The sequence below is a fragment of the Wenzhouxiangella sp. YN1 genome (genome assembly GCF_056324145.1).
On sequence record NZ_JBJNIO010000124.1, the window covers coordinates 1 to 802 of the forward strand.

Consider the following 802-nt stretch of genomic DNA (forward strand, 5'->3'; position numbering starts at 1 on the left):
GTACAGGGTCGCTTCCGAAACGCCTTCCTCGGCGGCAACCTCTCGCACCGAGCGATTGTGCGGTGGGCAAAGCTTAGCCAGCACGGCCCGTCTGCGTTCTTCTGAATACTTCACTGTCAGCTCCTGTCCGCCCCCCTTAGAGACCATTTTAGAGGAGGCGACAACTATCCTGACAGAGGGGGATAGGTACGGGCCGTGATACCCAGTGCGCGGCAAGCGGGCTTCAGGCGCGCGCCGGCGGCGCGGGACTCGTCGATCAGCTCAACAGCTTTATGGCGATCCGAGGTGCTGATCATTCGTCCTCTCCGTCCCCCCAGATCGCCCGGGCTTTTTTTGACAAGGTGAGCAAGGCCGCCGTCTCGGCCAGCGCCTTTTCCTTGCGCGCCAGCTCGCGCTCGAGTTCGCGCGTCCGGCGACGCTGCTCGCGGTCGGCCTTGACCTGCTGGCCACCGCGCTCCTCGGCCCAGTCGTTGGCCTGCTCGCAGGCCCGGCGCCAGGCGGCCAGCTGCTCCGGATACAGGCCGCGCTTGCGGCAGTACTCCGAGCGCTCGGAGGCGTTCATCGGCGCAGTCTCGATTACGGCGGCGAACTTGTCCCGGGCGCTCCAGCCCTGGGCGTCGGAGCCGGCGTCGGGGTACAGCTCACCACGGTCCCGAGCCTGCTTGCGCCAGTTGTACAGGGTCGCTTCCGAAACGCCTTCCTCGGCGGCAACCTCTCGCACCGAGCGATTGTGCGGTGGGCAAAGCTTAGCCAGCACGGCCCGTCTGCGTTCTTCTGAATACTTCACTGTCAGCTCCTGTCC

The 802-nt window shown here is 65.7% G+C and carries 1 protein-coding gene; it reads right to left on the minus strand.

Annotation, left to right across the window (positions count from 1 at the left end):
- Positions 1-292 precede the first annotated feature (292 nt).
- Positions 293-802, minus strand: a 510-nt coding sequence (locus ACEWQZ_RS04840; RefSeq protein ID WP_476481940.1) for a transposase, incomplete at its 5' end; no start/stop codon positions are given.